We start from the raw sequence: 17,491 nt of genomic DNA, 5'->3' as shown, positions 1-17,491 counted from the left end.
AAAAATTACTGGAGTTTTTATGTATGGGACAAAATCTTGTAATAGTAGAATCACCTGCAAAGGCTAAGACTATAGGAAAGTATCTTGGTAAGAATTATATAGTAGAAGCATCTATGGGACATGTAAGAGATTTGCCAAAAAGTACATTGGGCGTTGATATAGAAGATAATTTTAATCCAAAATATATAACTATAAGAGGAAAAGGCGAACTTTTAAGTAAACTTAAAAAGGCAGCTAAGAAAGCAGATAAGATATATCTTGCAACTGACCCTGACCGTGAAGGGGAAGCAATATCATGGCATTTAGCTAATATTTTACATATTTCAGAAGATGAAAAATGTAGAATAGTATTTAACGAAATTACTAAAACAGCTGTAAAGGCATCTATAAAAGAAGCGAGAAAGATAAACATAAATTTAGTAGATGCACAACAAGCGAGAAGAATATTAGATAGATTAGTTGGTTATGAAATTAGCCCTATATTATGGAAGAATATAAAATGGGGTTTAAGTGCAGGAAGAGTTCAATCAGCAGCGTTAAAACTTATATGCGATAGAGAAGAAGAAATTAATCGTTTTGAACCTAAAGAGTATTGGACCGTTGATTGCATAGCAACTAAAGACAGAAAGAAGTTTCCAATAAAGTTATCACAATATAAAGGTAAAAAGATTGAAATAAGTACTAAAGAAGAAAGTGAGAAAATAATAGACGAGTTAAAGAAAGATAAGTTTATTGTAACTAAAGTGAAAAAAGGAACGAAGGTAAAAAATCCATTACCACCTTTTACAACAAGTACACTTCAACAAGAAGCATCAAAAAAGTTGAACTTTATGACTAAAAGAACAATGTCTATAGCTCAAGTGCTATATGAAGGTGTTGAAGTTAAAGGTTATGGAACAGTAGGATTAATAACTTATATGAGAACTGACTCAGTTAGAATTTCAGATGAAGCACAAGGAAAAGCATTAGAATTTATCAATTCGAATTTTGGAGAAGATTATGCACCAAATTCTCCAAGAATATATAAGGGAAAGAAAAATATTCAAGATGCTCATGAGGCCATAAGACCATCTATAATTGATATTACTCCGGAAATTGCAAAGGCTTCTTTAACTACAGAGCAATATAAGTTATATGCATTAATTTGGAATAGATTTATGGCAAGTCAAATGGCTTCCTGTGAGTTGAATACTAATAACATAGAAATTAAAAATGGAGACTATAAGTTTAGAGCAAGTGGATCTACTGTAAAATTTGATGGATTTATGAAACTTTATGAATATTTAACGGATGAAGATAATGAAGATGTTTCATTGCCTAAGTTAGAAGAAAATGATGAGTTAAATAAAGTTGATATAGAAGGAAAACAACATTTCACACAACCGCCGGCACGTTATACTGAAGCATCCTTTGTAAAATTACTAGAAGAAAAGGGAATTGGAAGACCGAGTACTTATGTTCCTACAATAACTACATTATTGAGTAGAGATTATATAAAGAGAGAGAAGAAAGTATTATTTCCAACAGAACTTGGTTTTATAGTTAATAATATGCTTAGCGAATATTTTAAACAAATAGTAGATGTTGATTTTACAGCTGAAATGGAAAGAAATCTCGATCATATAGAAGAAGGTCAAGAAGAATGGAGAAAAGTAGTTGGAGAATTCTTTGGGCCATTAAAAATTGCAATAGATAAGGCTGAAAAAGAGGTTTCTAAGGTCGTTATAGAGGATAAGGTAAGTGATGTTCCGTGTGATAAATGCGGTCGTATGATGGTAATAAAGCATGGTAGATATGGGGATTTCTTAGCTTGCCCAGGATATCCTGAATGTAAAAATGCAAAACCTATTGTTGAAGAAATTGAAGCACCTTGTCCAAAATGTGGAGGAAAGATATTAGCGAAAAAAAGTAAAAAAGGTAAAAAGTTCTTTGGTTGTGCTAATTATCCGCAATGTGATTTTGTTAGTTGGAATGAACCGTTAAAAGATAAATGCCCAGATTGTGGTGCTTATATGGTTTTAAAATATAGTAAAGCTAAAGGAAGCTATGCACAATGTTCTGATTCGAATTGTAACAAAACTGTTAACTTAAATAGGGAAAGTAATGACAATTAACGAATAGAAATCAATTACAATTTAATAAAATATTAAAATAAGCAATTTTTCTAAGGAAATGTCGAAAAGCATAAAAAATTTGTTGAAAATAAGTACTTCCTATGTTAGTATAAATAAGTAATTAAGATGTTTTGAGAAAATTTGATCAATTTCAAATTTTCAAAAAATTTAACAGGCTTTATTTATAGGAGGAAGATGGGATGTCATCATTATTAAATAAGACAAGAATGTTGAATAAGATACTGCAAAAATCCGGTACAGATCCTGTAGCGTTTGAAGACATATGTTCTTTATTAAGTGAAGTATTATTATGTAATGTCTATGTGGCAAGCAGAAAAGGTAAGATTCTTGGATATTCATTTTCAAAAAATTTTGAATGTGATGTTATGAAAAATCAAGTTATAGATGAAAAGAGATTTCCAAAAGATTATAATGATAATTTATTAAATGTTCATGAAAGTATTGCTAATTTAGCTAACAAAGGTTTATGTGTTTTTGAAAATCAAGGAAATTGTATTATGGAAGATAAGATTAGTACAATAGTTCCTATAATCGGAAATAGAGAAAGACTTGGTACTTTAATTCTTGCAAGATTTGGTGAAGAATTTACAGATGAAGATTTAGTTTTAGCTGAATATAGTGCAACTATAGTAGGAATGGAAATACTAAGATCAAAGCAATTAGAAATAGAAGATGAAGCAAGAAAGAAAGCTGTTGTACAATTAGCTATAGGAACTTTATCATACTCAGAACTTGAAGCTGTGGAACATATTTTTGGTGAATTAGAAGGAAATGAAGGATTATTAGTTGCATCAAAAATAGCTGATAAAGTTGGTATAACAAGAAGTGTTATAGTTAATGCACTTAGAAAATTTGAAAGTGCAGGAGTAATAGAATCAAGATCTCTTGGGATGAAGGGAACACACATAAAAATATTAAATGAAAAGTTATTAGATGAATTAAAAAAGATAAATTAACATAAACTAAAAGCGTCAAGTTACTTGTTGTAATTTGACGCTTTTAGAATTTATAAGAAAAATTAGAATAGTTTATACAAAAATATTTGATAGTAATTAAAAAAGTTTTATGAAATAAAAAGATTGTAGAAAGATATTGAATTTTCTAATAATGTAAAAAATATTTAATTTTACATTTATTGATTTTTAGATGAAAAAAATGTTGCTACTACAATTAGCTTATGTTATACTATCTAAGGTAAATAAATACACACATTGTCAGATTTATAGAGATGGTGCCTTATTTTAGGAAACTCTATAAGAAGGCAATGGAGGAAAAAACCAGGAGGTAACAGAATGTCAGTTATATCAATGAAACAATTATTAGAAGCAGGTGTACACTTTGGACACCAAACAAGAAGATGGAACCCTAAGATGGCTCCTTATATATTCACAGAAAGAAATGGAATATATATAATAGATCTTCAAAAGACTGTTAAGAAAGTTGATGAAGCTTATAACTTTATAAAAGAAGTTGCAGCAGAAGGAAAAGAGATCTTATTTGTAGGAACTAAGAAACAAGCTCAAGAAGCTATCGAAGAAGAAGCAATAAGATCAAACATGCACTTTGTTAATAACAGATGGTTAGGTGGTATGTTAACAAACTTCAAAACTATCAAAACAAGAATTAACAGATTAGAAACTTTAAAGACTATGGAAGAAGATGGTACATTTGAAGTTTTACCAAAGAAAGAAGTTATAAAGTTAAAAGGTGAAATGGAAAAACTAGAAAAGAACTTAGGTGGAATTAAGAACTTAGATTCTACTAACATAGGTGCTATATTTGTAGTTGACCCAAGAAAAGAAAAGAACGCAATTTCAGAAGCTAAGATATTAGGAATACCAGTAGTAGGTATAGTTGATACTAACTGTGATCCAGAAGAAGTTGATTACGTAATTCCAGGAAACGATGATGCAATCAGAGCTGTTAAATTAATAACTGCTAAAATTGCTGATGGTATAATCGAAGGAAGACAAGGCGAACAATTAGCTGAGTAATAAAATTAAAGGGTAGGTGAGTTAACTCATTTACCTTTTGACCTAAATAATAAGGTTTACATTAAGTTAGGAGGAATTTACATTATGATAACTGCTCAATCAGTTAAAGAATTAAGAGAAAAAACTGGTGCAGGAATGATGGACTGCAAAAAAGCTTTAACAGAAGCTCAAGGAGATATGGAAAAAGCTGTTGAAATATTAAGAGAAAAGGGTCTTGCTGCTGCTGCTAAAAAAGCAGGAAGAGTTGCTGCTGAAGGTATAGTAAAAACTTACATATCTGAAGATAAGAAATCAGCAGGTATAGTTGAATTAAACTGTGAAACAGACTTCGTTGCTGCTAATGAAGAATTTGTAACTTTTGCAGATAGATTAGCTCAAATGGCATCTACAACTTCTGCTACAACTGTAGAAGAATTTGTTGCTGAAAAATTTGATGCTGAAAATACAGTTTCAGAAGCACTTACTGCTTTAATAGCTAAGTTAGGTGAAAATATGACTGTAAGAAGATTCAACAAGTTTGCTGTGGCAAATGGCGTTGTAGAAAGCTATATCCATGGTGGCGGAAGAATAGGTGTTGTAGTTGAATTAGGATGCGAAGCTGATAATGCTACTGTTTTAACAGAAGTAGCAAAGGACGTTTGTATGCAAGTTGCTGCAGCTAACCCAACATTCTTAAGCAGAGAAGATGTTGATCAAGAATCATTAGAAAAAGAAAAAGAAATCTACAGAGTTCAAGCTTTAAATGAAGGAAAACCAGAAAACATAGTTGAAAAAATGGTAATGGGAAGAATTCAAAAATACTATAAGGAAGTTTGTCTTTTAGATCAAGCATGGGTAAAAGATGGCGATAAGAGCATAAGCAAATACCTTCAAGAAAAATCAAAGGAAGTTGGTTCTCCTATAACTATCAATAAGTTCGTAAGATTCGAAAGAGGAGAAGGTATCGAAAAAGCAGAAGATAACTTCGCAGAAGAAGTAGCTAAGATGACTAAGTAATACAAAGGAGGACACATATGTGTTCTCTTTTTTTAGGAAGTAACCGAATAATATATGGAGGTACTAAGAATGGATAAATGTCAATATAAGAGAGTAATTCTAAAGGTTTCAGGAGAAGCTTTAGCAGGTGTAAATGGATTTGGATTTGATTTTGATATAATAAAAAGAATCACATTAGAAGTTAAAGACTTAGTAGAAATGGGAGTAGAAGTAGGATTAGTAGTAGGTGGAGGAAACATCTGGAGAGGAAGAAGTGGAGAAGGTATGGATAGATCACAAGCAGATCATATGGGAATGCTTGCTACATGTATAAATGCTTTAGCGCTTCAAGATTCACTTGAACAAAACGGAGTAATGACAAGAGTTCAAACAGCTATCGAAATGAAAGAAATTGCTGAACCATTTATAAGAAGAAGAGCAGTGAGGCATTTAGAAAAAGGTAGAGTAGTTATATTTGCAGCAGGAACAGGAAATCCATATTTCTCAACTGATACTACAGCAGCTTTAAGAGCAGCAGAAATTGAAGCTGATGTTATACTACTAGCTAAAAAAGTTGATGGTGTATATGATAAAGATCCATATAAGTACTCAGATGCTAAAAAATATGATACACTTACTTATATAGAAGTTCTTGAGAAGGGGTTACAAGTAATGGATTCAACTGCAACTTCTTTATGTATGGATAACAGTATTCCAATCTTAGTATTTGGATTAGAGGAACCAGGAAATATAAAAAGAGCTATTTCTGGTGAGAAAATAGGAACTTTAGTTTCATCTAAAAAATAGGAGGTTTTTATGATTAAGGATATTATTCAAAGAGCAGAAGAAAAAATGAACAAAACTATTTCTGTATTAAAATCTGATCTTTCAACTATGAGAGCCGGGAGGGCTAACCCAACAATGCTTGATAGAATACAAGTTGATTACTATGGTAGTCCATGTCCATTAAATCAAGTAGCTAATATTTCGGCACCAGAACCAAGAGTTTTAGTAATATCACCTTGGGAAAAAAGTTTAATGAAAGAAATAGAAAAAGCTATACTTACTTCAGATTTAGGAATAAATCCATCAAATGATGGTAGCGTAATCAGATTAGTAGTTCCAGAATTAACAGAAGAAACAAGAAAAAACCTTGTTAAAAATGTTAAAAAAACAGGTGAAGAAGCAAAGGTTGCTTTAAGATCTATAAGAAGAGAAGCTAATGATAAGATTAAAGCATTAAAGAAAGATGGAGAAATAACTGAAGATGAACTTAAAAATTCAGAAGAAAAAGTTCAAAAGGTAATAGATTCTTTCGTTAAAGAAGTAGATACAATAATTGTGGCAAAAGAAAAAGAGATTATGTCAATTTAAAACCTGCCTTTAGCAGGTTTTTTTCCATATTAGTAATGGTGGAGGGAACACAAATATGTTAGATATTTTTAAAACTAGTAGAAATAAAAAAAATAAAGAAGAAATAGTTTTAGATAAAGAAAATATACCTAAACATATAGCTATAATCATGGATGGAAATGGAAGATGGGCTAAGCAAAGAAAGCTTCCAAGAACTATGGGGCATAAAGCTGGTGTTGAAACTATAAGAAGAGTAATAAAAGAATCGCATATTTTAGGAATAAAATACCTTACGTTATATGCATTTTCAACTGAAAATTGGAAAAGACCAAATGAAGAAGTTTCTGCACTTATGAAATTGCTAGTTGAATATTTGAGAAGTGAATTAGCAGAATTAAATAGAAATGGTGTTGTAATCAAAGTTTTAGGGGATATTAACAAGTTACCTATTGATGCTCAAGAAGAAATTAATGAAGCAATAAATATAACTAAAGATAATAAAGGAATAGTTTTAAGTATAGCTTTCAATTATGGTGGGAGAGATGAGATAATAAGAGCAGTTAAAATGGTATCAGAAGATGCTAAAAAGGGAAATATAAATATAGATGATATTAATGATAAAATATTTGAAAGATATTTATATACTAATAATACACCAGATCCAGATTTGATTATAAGACCTTCAGGTGAACAAAGAATTAGTAATTTCCTGTTATGGCAATGTGCTTATTCAGAATTTTGGTACTCCAATGTATGTTGGCCAGATTTTAAAGAAGAACATTTACATAAAGCCATATATGATTATCAGCATAGAGACAGGAGATATGGTGGAGTATAATAGTTGAGGTGGAAATATGAAGTTAAATAGTAGATATTTGGGAGCGGCTATGATAGCTCCATTTATACTGTTTATTTTACTAGGTGGAATTTGGCTTAAGTCTTTTACAATAGTCATTTCAGTATGTGGTTTATATGAGTTTTATAAAGCATTAAAAGAAAAGAAGTTTAAGCCAGTACCTATAGTAGGATATGCACTTTTAGCAATTTTTTATTTAATAGGAAATAATTTTGAGGAAATTATGTATATTATAGTTCTTGCAGCTATAGTTTTACTAATTATACCTATTATAAATTTAAAATATACATTTATTGATGTTTCAATAACTTTATTAGGTTTCTTATATATAGGTGTGCTATTTAGCTTTATTCCTATAGTAAATAGTAAAACTGGTGGAGAATATTTAGTTTGGTTAATTTTCTTAGGATCTTGGGTTGCTGATACAACTGCATATTATGCAGGTAAGTATTTAGGAAAAAGAAAGATTTGTCCAGAGGTTAGCCCTAAAAAGACAGTTGCAGGATCAGTTGGGGGATTCTTAGGAAGTACTATTGGTTGTGGAATATATGGGTTGATAATTGTTAACTATGTTCCAGAGGTTTCAATAATTCATTTCTTTTTAATAGGTGCATTATGCGGAATAATGGGTCAATTCGGTGATTTAGTTGCATCATCTGTAAAAAGATATGTGGGGATTAAAGATTATAGTAACTTAATACCTGGACATGGTGGGATTTTAGATAGATTTGATTCTATATTATTTAATGCAGCTGTAGTTTTCTATTACCTAACTTTTATTGTGGGAATTTAGATTTAAATGATATAATATTAAATTTTTTAATAAATATAAATTATTAATTAAAGATGGTAGAGAAATTACTTCTCTACCTTTTTTTGTATTAAAAAAATTATATTACTAAATAGTAAGGTATGTATTAGAATCAAGATTAATATAATCATAGTATGTATGTTTTGATTAGTGATTTATGAATTCAAAGTATTGATATATTAAATGTTTGTATATATTAAGCCTAATAAAATATTGGATTAAAAACATATAGTATTTAAATTTTTTATATAAGTTGAAAAATATTAGGTTTACTTAAATACTTTTAATAATTATTTGGATATTTAAGTTGAATATAATTCAAGTACAACCTATATATGATATGTTAAGGAGCAATATTATGAAATTATACGATACTTATAGTAAAATAATAAATTTAGTAATTGCATTTATTATTATTTCGTTAATTACATTATTAATAAAAAACTATTTTCAACCTTTTATTATTGTTGTTATAATGATTTTAATAACTCAGCCATTATATAAATTTTTTATAAAAACTAACTTACCGAAATCTATGTGTGCAATCTTAAGTTTACTTATAATAAATATTTTTATGTTTGTTATAATATTTTATTTTGGAAATACAATTTTAAGTTTATTTTATAAGTTTTATAGAAATAATATGTCAGAAGTAGATGCATTTATTAAAAATATGAAAATACTTTTGAATTTTGACTTGAATAAAATGCTACAAACTTTAAGTGGTTTCTTTAGTAGTAATATGATAATGCAAGGTGCAATAGTAACTGGAGATGGAGTTATAGCATACTTTTTAGCTAATATTATAGATTATTTTATATTAGTTGATAAGAGTAAAATTTATGATTTGTTAAAAAACATATTTCCAAATGAAGTTATAAATAATTTCATGGAGAAAATAAAAAATTTAAAAGAAGTTTTTAAAATAGAAGTAAGGTTAATAATATTAAGTGCTTTTATAATAACATTAGGATTTAAGATACTTGGAATACATAATAGTATTTTTTTAGGAAGTCTATGTGCAATTTTAGATATACTTCCTTTTGTTGGAACAACAATTGTTTTTATACCAATTATAATATACAATATTATAATGAAGAGGTATTTATTAATAATTGGATTAATTTCATTATATTTGTTAGAACGGTTTGTTAGGGAAATATTAGAGGCAAAATTTCTAAGTAGCAAATTAGAAATTCATCCATTAATAGTAATAGTATCGATTTATGTAGGGGTAAAAATGTTTGGATTTATTGGTATAATTGCAGGTCCAATTTACAGTATAATTGCAAAAGATATGATATACAGTAGTTAAATACTGAATTCGAGGAGGTAAGTATGAAAAACATTTCGATTTTAGGGGCTACAGGCTCAATAGGTACTCAAACTTTAGATGTAATAAGAAGTTCAAATAATGAAATTAAGCTTATAGGTGTAAGTGCTAATTCATCTGTTGAAAAGATTAAGGAAATAATAAATGAATTTAATCCTAAGTATGTGGCTATGATGGATGAGGAAAGTTCAAAAGTTATTAAACGTTATTGTTTAGATAACAATTTGAAGATAGAAGTCTATTCAGGAATAGAAGGTCTTGAAAAAATAGCTACATTGGAAGAAATAGATATGGTTTTAACTTCAGTAGTGGGTATGATTGGATTAAGACCAACTATAAAAGCTATTGAAGCAAAAAAAGATATAGCATTAGCTAATAAGGAAACTTTAGTTGTAGCTGGCGAGTTAGTTATGAAAAAAGCAAAAGAAATGGGAGTAGATATACTACCAGTAGATTCGGAACATAGTGCTATATTCCAAGCTTTAAATGGGTATACTGAAAATGATGTAAGTAAAATTATTTTAACAGCTTCAGGGGGACCATTTAGAGGAAAAGATAATGAATACTTAAAAAGTGTGACGGTAAATGATGCATTAAAACATCCAAAATGGAATATGGGGCAAAAAATATCTATAGATTCAGCAACACTTATGAATAAAGGACTTGAAGTTATTGAAGCACATTTTTTGTTTAATTGTCCATATGAAAATATAGAAGTAGTAGTGCACCCTCAAAGCATAATTCATTCAATGGTAGAGTATAATGATGCAAGTGTTATTGCTCAGTTAGGTTCAACGGATATGAAGTTACCTATACAATATGCAATTAATAAAAAAGAAAGAAAACATGCTATAGCAAAAAAACTTAATTTTTATGAAATTGGAGCATTAACTTTTGAAAAACCTGACTTAGAAACTTTCAAGTGTTTAAAGCTTGCTTATAAAGCTGGAAAAGAAGGAGGGTTAGCTCCATGTATATTAAATGGTGCTAATGAAGAAGCGGTATCTTTACTTTTAGAAGAAAAGATAAAGTTTTTACAAGTTTCAGAAATCATAGAAGAGGCTTTAGAACATTTTAAAGAAGAAAAATCAAAGGAAGTTAATTTAGAAAATGTAATTGAATTAGATAAGAAAGTAAGAGAATATATAAGGGTAAGATGGAATTAGGAGGAGAAATATATTGTATATAATCTATGCGTTATTGGGATTTAGTTTACTTATAATAGTCCATGAACTTGGTCATTTTGTAATGGCAAAGGTAAATGGAATAAAGGTTGAGGAATTTGCTATTGGAATGGGACCTAAAATACTTTCAACTCAAGGAAAAGAAACAAAATATTCAATAGGTTTGTTTCCTATTGGAGGATATGTTAAAATGATGGGAGAAGAAGAAGAGGTTCAAGATGAAAGAAGCTTTTCTTCGAAGTCGCCTCTTAGAAGAATAAGTGTTATTATAGCTGGAGCAACTATGAATTTCTTATTTGCTATAATTATATTTACAGTATTTTTAAATAAGTTTGGATATAGTTTACCTAAGGTAAATAGCTTAATTGAAAATATGCCAGCAATGGAAGCTGGATTACAAGAAGGCGATACTTTCGTAAAGGTTAATGGAAGTAGAGTATTTTCAGCAGATGATTTAACTATAGGGATAAGTCTTGCAAAAAATAATCCAATTAACTTTTTAATTGAAAGAAATGGGGAGAAGAAGGAAGTTACTGTTACTCCAAAGTTGACAGAGGAAAATGGAAGGGAAAGATACATGATAGGCTTTGGATTCGAAAGAGTAGATAACCCGGGTATTGTACAAAGTTTTAAACAAAGCTTCAAAGAAACATTATCAGTAATTAGTCAAACTTATAAAAGTTTAAAGATGATGATTATGGGTGAAGTTAATTTTAAAACAGATGTAGGGGGACCGGTATCTATTATCAGAATGTCTAGTGAGGCCGCAAAAAATGGTATATGGAATCTTATGTATTTTGTAGCCTTTATAAGCATAAATTTAGCTGTATTTAACATGTTACCATTCCCAGCCTTAGATGGTGGGTGGACTGTAATATTATTAATAGAGCTTATTACAAGAAGAAAAGTACCAGATAAATTAGTTGGGGCAATGAACTATGTTGGAATAATGTTACTTTTTGGGCTTATGATTATAGTTACAATAAAAGATATATTATTCCCTATACAACTTTAGGAGAGGAAATAAAATGGAAAGAAAACAAACAAGAAAAGTTGAGGTTGGAAGTTGTTATATAGGAGGAGATGCTCCTGTATCTATTCAATCAATGACAAATACAGATACAAGAGATGTAGAAGCTACATTAGAACAAATAAATACTTTATATAAAGCAGGATGTGAAATAATAAGATGTGCAGTTCCTGATATGAAGGCGGCAGAGGCATTAAAGGAAATATGCCAAGGTTCACCAATTCCTGTAGTTGCAGATATACATTTTGATTATAAATTAGCTTTAGCAGCTATCGAAAATGGAGTATCTGCTTTAAGAATAAATCCAGGTAATATTGGAAGTATAGAAAAAGTTAAAATAGTTGCAGAAGCAGCAAAGGCTAAAAACTTACCAATTAGAATTGGCGTAAATTCAGGGTCTTTAGAAAAAGATATTTTAGAAAGAGATGGAAAGCCAACTGCAAAGGGGTTAGTTGAATCAGCTTTAAGACATGTTAAAATACTAGAAGAATTAGACTTTTATGATATAGTTATTTCAATAAAATCATCTGATGTTGTAATGATGATAGAAGCATATAGATTGATGAGTCAAAGTTGCAATTATCCTCTTCATTTAGGTGTAACTGAATCAGGAACACCTTTTAGGGGAACAATAAAATCAAGTATTGGACTTGGTACACTTTTAGCAGAAGGTATAGGCGATACTGTTAGAGTATCTTTAACTAGTGATCCGATTGAAGAAATAAAGGTTGCTAAGGAAATATTAAAAGCCTTAAAATTAAGAGAAAGCGGATTACAATTTATATCTTGTCCTACTTGCGGCAGAACTCAAATTAACCTTATTAAAATAGCACAAGAAGTTGAAAAAAAATTAGAAAGTATAAACAAAAATATTAAGGTTGCTGTAATGGGCTGTGCTGTTAATGGACCAGGAGAAGCAAGAGAAGCAGACATTGGAATTGCCGGTGGTAGAGGAGAAGGTTTAATCTTTAAAAAAGGTATAATTGTTAAAAAAGTAAAAGAAGAAGATTTAATTGAAGAGTTAATGAAAGAAATAGAAAATATGTAATTAAAATAATTGACAATGAATAATGAAAAATTAAGTTGGATAAATACTTAATTGACATTTTACATTGTCAATTATTTCGTTAATTATTATTTGCCAAATATTAATAAATATTTTACTCAACACTTCATAAAATATTAAACTATGCATTATCAATTAGATATGATCAAGTATACAGGAGGTGTTATTTATTTGAGTGAAGATGCTTTAAAACTTATAAAGAAAGAAATAAATAAGAATGAATCATTAGAAGATAAAGGAATAAATATAATAAAGTTTCAGTTTTTAAAGAAAAGCAATCTTCTAAAAGTTGTATTACGTGGAAAAGATGGTTTAAATAATCAAGAAGAAGATGAAGTTAAAAGGGCAATTAAGAAAACATTAGGAATTGATATAAATATAGAAGTCTTATTTTATAGGGATATATCAAACTTAACACTAAATGAGATAGTAGAAAAACATTGGCTTGAAGTTACAGAAGATGTAATGAAAAAAGCACCTTTATCTAAACCAGTACTTATTAAAGGAAAGAAGAGTGTTAATGGTAATACTATAAATATAGCTAGTGGATATGAGAAAATAAATGAGCATCTAAATACAAAAGATATTCCAAAGCAAATAGCATTAAAGATAGAAAGTATATTTGGAATAAAATCTAAAATAACTTTAGAGTATGATAGTAGCTTGGAAGTAGAAAGTAACTATACTGAAAAACTTGAAAAAGAAAAAGAAGTTTTAAAAGAAATCTTCAGTGGAAGAAATATTTCAGTGCAGTCTACAAGTAATCCAAGTGAAGAAAAACAAAATGCTAAGGCTAAGAAACCATATGAAAAAAGAGAATTCAAAAGAGAGCCTAAAAGTGAAAATAGCATTTTAGGAAGAGGTATAAGTCAAGAAGCTATACCAATTAAGGAAATTGATGAAACTTCAGGTGTTGTTGCTGTTATAGGGGAAGTATTTAAAACAGATATAGTTGAAACTAAAACAGGTAAAATTATATTAACTTTCTTTATTACAGACTATACAAGTTCAATAACTGTAAAATGCTTTTTAAAGCCACAAGAAACTGAAGAAGTATTAGATAATGTTAAAAAAGGCTTATACTGTAAAGTGAGAGGAGAAGCAATTTACGATACATATGCTAGAGAAGTAGTAATAATGGGAAGAGATATCTTAAGAATGAGTAAGATAGAAAGAATGGATGGAGCTGAAGAAAAAAGAGTTGAGCTTCATTGTCATACAACCATGAGTGCTATGGATGGCGTTGTGTCAGCTACTAAAATAATAGAAAGAGCAGCAAAATGGGGTCATAAAGCTATCGCAATAACAGATCATGGTGTTGTTCAAGCTTTTCCAGATGCTCAAATTGCAGCTAAAAAGAATAAAATTAAGGTGCTATATGGAGTAGAAGGATATTTAGTTAATGATGGAATACCTATAGCATTAAATGATATGGGGCAAAGCTTTGATGATACTTTTATAGTATTTGATATAGAAACTACAGGATTTTCAGCTAAAAATGATAAGATAATAGAAATAGGAGCTGTGAAGATTAAGGGAAGAGAAGTAATAGATACATTTAGTGAATTTGTATATCCTAAATGTAGAATTCCTTATAAGATAACGGAACTTACTGGAATAACTGATGAAATGGTTCAAGATGCAGATCCTATAGAAGCTGTTTTACCTAAATTTATGGAGTTTATAGATGATTGTGCAGTGGTAGCTCATAACGCAGCATTTGATACAGGATTTATAAAAAAGAATTGTAATGACTTAGGTCTTGAATTTAATTCAACTATAGTAGATACAGTTCCTCTTGCAAGATTTTTATACCCTGAATTAAAAAGAGTAAAATTAAATTTAGTAGCTAAACATCTTGGAGTTTCACTTGAAAATCATCATAGAGCAGTTGATGATGCAAAGGCAACTGCAGAAATTTTCTTGATATCTATCAAAAAGATGGTAGAAGAATTAAATATGAATAGTCTTAATGATTTAAATAGGGAATTCATTGAAAAAATGGATATTAAAAAGGAAAAGACATATCATATAATAATTTTTGCAAAGACTCAAGCAGGTATGAAGAACTTATATAAATTAGTATCTGAAGCTCATATAGATAATTTTCATAAGAATCCAAGGGTTAGAAAAAGTAAGCTTATGGAAATGAGAGAAGGGCTAATTATTGGTTCGGCTTGTGAAGCTGGAGAAGTATATAGAGCTGTTTTAGATGGAAAGTCAGATGAAGAACTAAAAGAAATCATGGGATTTTATGATTATTTAGAAATCCAGCCTATAGGGAATAATGAATATCTTATAAATAAAGGAAATGTAAAAGATGAAGACGAACTTAGAAGTTTAAATACTAAGATATATAATTTAGGTAAAGAACTTAATAAACCAGTAGTAGCAACAGGAGATGTACACTTTTTAGATCCACAAGATGAGGTTTTTAGAAGAATAATAATGGCAGGGCAAGGTTTCTCAGATTCAGAAAAACAGCCACCTTTATATTTAAAAACTACTGAAGAAATGTTAAAAGAGTTTTCTTATTTAGGAGTAGATGGTGCAAAAGAAGTTGTAATAACTAATCCAGGAGAAATAGCAGATTCTATAGATGTTTTAAAGCCAATACCAGATGAAACATATCCACCTAAAATAGAAGGTGCAGATGATGAAATTAGAGAAATGACTATGAAAAAGGTACATTCAATTTATGGAGATCCACTGCCCGAAATAGTTCAAAAAAGATTAGATAAGGAATTAAACTCAATTATAAATAATGGGTATGCTGTGTTATATTTGATTGCCCAAAAACTAGTTGCAAAATCACTAGCAGATGGTTACTTAGTTGGATCAAGAGGATCTGTTGGATCATCTTTTGTTGCAACAATGTCAAATATAACAGAGGTTAATGGGTTACCTCCACATTACGTTTGCCCTAACTGTAAAAATTCGGAGTTCTTCTTAGATGGTTCTGTAAGCTCAGGTGCTGATTTAGAAGATAAGGATTGTCCGAAATGTGGAGCTAAATATATAAAAGATGGTCATGATATACCGTTTGAAACTTTCCTAGGATTTGAAGGTGATAAGGAACCTGATATAGATCTTAACTTTTCAGGTGATAACCAAGGAGAAATTCATAAATATACAGAAGTTTTGTTTGGTAAAGGATACGTATTTAAAGCAGGAACAATAGGTACTGTTGCTGAAAAAACAGCATATGGATATGTAAGAAAATATTTAGATGAAAGAGGGCTTAGAGCATCAAGTGCTGAAATTGAAAGATTAACTATTGGTTGCACAGGAATAAAAAGAACAACAGGACAGCATCCAGGTGGTATTATGGTTGTTCCAAGTGATAATGAAATTTATAATTTCACACCAATACAACGTCCTGCTGATGATCCAACATCAGATGTTACAACAACTCATTTTGATTATCACTCTATATCAGGAAGATTACTTAAGCTTGATATACTTGGACACGACGATCCAACTATGATAAGAATGCTTCAAGATTTAACAGGAGTAGACCCTAAGACAATACCTTTAAATGATAAAAAAGTTATTTCTTTATTTACTTCACCAGAAGCACTAGGAGTAACTAAGGAAGAACTAGGGTGTGAAGTTGGTAGTTATGGACTTCCGGAATTTGGTACAAAATTTGTTAGAGGAATGCTTGTAGATACTCAACCCAAAAGTTTCGCAGATTTAGTTAGAATATCTGGTCTTTCACATGGTACAGATGTATGGCTTAACAATGCACAGTACTTTATAAAAGAAGGATATACTACACTTAAAGACTGTATATCTACAAGAGATGATATCATGGTTTATCTAATGTATGCTGGAGTACCTCCTAAGATGGCGTTTACCATAATGGAAAGTGTAAGAAAAGGTAAGGGACTTACAGAAGAATTTGAAAAAACAATGAAGGAAAATAATGTTCCTGATTGGTATATAGAGTCATGTAAAAGAATAAAATACATGTTCCCTAAAGGGCATGCTGTTGCTTATGTAATGATGGCTGTAAGGATAGCTTACTTTAAGGTATATTATCCTGAAGCATATTATGCAACATATTTTACTGTAAGGGCAGATGATTTTGATGCAGACCTTATTTGTAAGGGACCAGGAGCAATAAAAGCAAAATTAGATGAACTTTACGAACTAGGGAATAAAGTTACAGCAAAAGATAAGGGATTAATTACTGTTTTGGAACTTTCCTATGAACTTTATGCAAGAGGACTCAAATTCTTAAAGGTAGATTTATATATATCAGAAGCAACAAAGTTTACAATTGAGAAGGATGGAATAAGACCTCCTATAAGTGCGCTTCAAGGAGTTGGAGATAACGCAGCAAAAAGTATAGTAGAAGCTAGAAAAGAAGGCGAATTTATATCTAAAGAGGATTTAAGAGTAAGATCAAAAGTTTCAAAAACTGTAATAGAAACATTGAGTAATCATGGGTGCCTTGAAGGAATGTCAGAAACGAATCAGTTATCCTTGTTTTAAATTAAGTATAAAAATAATATATATGGGGCAAGTAATTAATATAAGTAGCGTAACAATTTAATTACTACCCCTTGTATTAATTAGGAAATTATGATAGGATAATTAAAGAAGTAATTTACTAATAGCTAGAAAATGTGAGTGGGAGTGATAAATGCCCGCTCTTTCTATTTAATTGCAACTACAAATAGTTGCTTTTTTTATAGAGTAGTTAAGATTTAGTAAAGCTTTAAAATTTAAAAACTGAATATAGTAAA

13 protein-coding genes are annotated in these 17,491 nt (G+C 29.8%); all 13 read left to right on the top strand.

Annotated features, from left to right (window positions below; genetic code table 11):
- Window positions 1-23: 23 nt before the first annotated feature.
- Window positions 24-2,114, top strand: a complete 2,091-nt coding sequence (gene topA, locus I2E83_RS01230; protein WP_195263619.1) for a type I DNA topoisomerase — start codon at window positions 24-26, stop codon at window positions 2,112-2,114.
- A gap of 200 nt (window positions 2,115-2,314) precedes the next feature.
- Window positions 2,315-3,091, top strand: a complete 777-nt coding sequence (gene codY, locus I2E83_RS01225) for a GTP-sensing pleiotropic transcriptional regulator CodY (RefSeq protein ID WP_195263618.1) — start codon at window positions 2,315-2,317, stop codon at window positions 3,089-3,091.
- Between the two features lie 336 nt (window positions 3,092-3,427).
- Complete coding sequence (gene rpsB, locus I2E83_RS01220) at window positions 3,428-4,129, top strand: 30S ribosomal protein S2 (RefSeq protein ID WP_195263617.1); 702 nt, start codon at window positions 3,428-3,430, stop codon at window positions 4,127-4,129.
- 84 nt (window positions 4,130-4,213) lie between these two features.
- Complete coding sequence (gene tsf / locus I2E83_RS01215) at window positions 4,214-5,125, top strand: translation elongation factor Ts (RefSeq protein WP_195263616.1); 912 nt, start codon at window positions 4,214-4,216, stop codon at window positions 5,123-5,125.
- 69 nt (window positions 5,126-5,194) lie between these two features.
- Complete coding sequence (gene pyrH / locus I2E83_RS01210) at window positions 5,195-5,911, top strand: UMP kinase (protein ID WP_195263615.1); 717 nt, start codon at window positions 5,195-5,197, stop codon at window positions 5,909-5,911.
- 9 nt (window positions 5,912-5,920) lie between these two features.
- A complete protein-coding gene (frr, locus tag I2E83_RS01205; RefSeq protein ID WP_195263614.1) occupies window positions 5,921-6,478 on the top strand; it encodes a ribosome recycling factor in 558 nt (185 codons plus the stop codon).
- A 55-nt stretch (window positions 6,479-6,533) separates the two neighbouring features.
- Entirely contained in the window at window positions 6,534-7,295 is a 762-nt protein-coding gene (locus I2E83_RS01200) for an isoprenyl transferase (RefSeq protein ID WP_195263613.1), read from the top strand.
- A 16-nt stretch (window positions 7,296-7,311) separates the two neighbouring features.
- On the top strand, window positions 7,312-8,106 hold the full coding sequence (locus I2E83_RS01195; protein WP_195428294.1) for a phosphatidate cytidylyltransferase: 795 nt from the start codon (window positions 7,312-7,314) through the stop codon (window positions 8,104-8,106).
- A gap of 376 nt (window positions 8,107-8,482) precedes the next feature.
- Window positions 8,483-9,439, top strand: a complete 957-nt coding sequence (locus I2E83_RS01190) for an AI-2E family transporter (protein WP_195263611.1) — start codon at window positions 8,483-8,485, stop codon at window positions 9,437-9,439.
- A gap of 23 nt (window positions 9,440-9,462) precedes the next feature.
- Window positions 9,463-10,623: a 1-deoxy-D-xylulose-5-phosphate reductoisomerase gene (dxr, locus tag I2E83_RS01185; RefSeq protein ID WP_195428292.1), complete on the top strand. Its 1,161-nt coding sequence runs from the start codon at window positions 9,463-9,465 to the stop codon at window positions 10,621-10,623.
- A gap of 13 nt (window positions 10,624-10,636) precedes the next feature.
- Window positions 10,637-11,656, top strand: coding sequence for a M50 family metallopeptidase (locus I2E83_RS01180; protein WP_195428290.1), 1,020 nt, complete (start codon window positions 10,637-10,639; stop codon window positions 11,654-11,656).
- A 13-nt stretch (window positions 11,657-11,669) separates the two neighbouring features.
- Window positions 11,670-12,719 (top strand): flavodoxin-dependent (E)-4-hydroxy-3-methylbut-2-enyl-diphosphate synthase, encoded by a 1,050-nt coding sequence (gene ispG / locus I2E83_RS01175; protein ID WP_195428288.1) that lies wholly within the window; start codon window positions 11,670-11,672, stop codon window positions 12,717-12,719.
- A 189-nt stretch (window positions 12,720-12,908) separates the two neighbouring features.
- A complete protein-coding gene (locus I2E83_RS01170; protein ID WP_195428286.1) occupies window positions 12,909-17,237 on the top strand; it encodes a PolC-type DNA polymerase III in 4,329 nt (1,442 codons plus the stop codon).
- Window positions 17,238-17,491 lie beyond the last annotated feature (254 nt).

The organism is Clostridium sp. D46t1_190503_E9 (assembly GCF_015555225.1).
Taxonomy (GTDB): domain Bacteria; phylum Bacillota; class Clostridia; order Clostridiales; family Clostridiaceae; genus Clostridium.
The sequence above is the reverse complement of the archived record's forward strand: the minus strand, read 5'-3'. Positions and strand labels throughout refer to the sequence as shown.

Coding starts and splice junctions, on each gene's coding strand:
- tsf (WP_195263616.1), top strand. CDS start 4,214: ATGATAACTGCTCAATCAGTTAAAGAATTAAGAGAAAAAACTGGTGCA.
- ispG (WP_195428288.1), top strand. CDS start 11,670: ATGGAAAGAAAACAAACAAGAAAAGTTGAGGTTGGAAGTTGTTATATA.
- I2E83_RS01195 (WP_195428294.1), top strand. CDS start 7,312: ATGAAGTTAAATAGTAGATATTTGGGAGCGGCTATGATAGCTCCATTT.
- rpsB (WP_195263617.1), top strand. CDS start 3,428: ATGTCAGTTATATCAATGAAACAATTATTAGAAGCAGGTGTACACTTT.
- topA (WP_195263619.1), top strand. CDS start 24: ATGGGACAAAATCTTGTAATAGTAGAATCACCTGCAAAGGCTAAGACT.
- frr (WP_195263614.1), top strand. CDS start 5,921: ATGATTAAGGATATTATTCAAAGAGCAGAAGAAAAAATGAACAAAACT.
- dxr (WP_195428292.1), top strand. CDS start 9,463: ATGAAAAACATTTCGATTTTAGGGGCTACAGGCTCAATAGGTACTCAA.
- codY (WP_195263618.1), top strand. CDS start 2,315: ATGTCATCATTATTAAATAAGACAAGAATGTTGAATAAGATACTGCAA.
- I2E83_RS01190 (WP_195263611.1), top strand. CDS start 8,483: ATGAAATTATACGATACTTATAGTAAAATAATAAATTTAGTAATTGCA.
- I2E83_RS01200 (WP_195263613.1), top strand. CDS start 6,534: ATGTTAGATATTTTTAAAACTAGTAGAAATAAAAAAAATAAAGAAGAA.
- pyrH (WP_195263615.1), top strand. CDS start 5,195: ATGGATAAATGTCAATATAAGAGAGTAATTCTAAAGGTTTCAGGAGAA.